Annotated in this window: 1 pseudogene; it reads left to right on the top strand. The window is 54.7% G+C overall.

Annotated features, from left to right (window positions below):
* Positions 1–231 (top strand): annotated as a pseudogene (locus GPK83_RS17425) (AAA family ATPase); the annotation flags it as partial.
* Positions 232–289 lie beyond the last annotated feature (58 nt).

Genomic DNA, 289 nt, shown 5'->3' with positions numbered 1-289 from the left:
TTGGGAATCGGGCTGGCGCAGGCCGGAAAGAAAGTCCTGCTGATCGACGGAGACCCGCAAGGCAGCCTGACGATCAGCTTGGGCAATCCCCAGCCGGACAAGTTGCCCTTTACGCTGTCGGACGCTATGGGGCATATCTCGATGGATGAGCCGATTCATTCCGGCGAGGGTATCCTGCACCACCTGGAGGGAGTAGACTTGATGCCCGTCGACATTCAACTTTCCGGTATGTGAATATAATTTAGAATGAAAAGTAGCAGGACAATGGGAGATGAGACCCAATGCCCTG

Source organism: Clostridium sp. MCC328 (assembly GCF_018785465.1).
Classification (GTDB): Bacteria; Bacillota; Clostridia; order Lachnospirales; family Lachnospiraceae; genus Pilosibacter; species Pilosibacter fragilis.
This window is presented reverse-complemented; position numbering and strand designations above follow the sequence as displayed.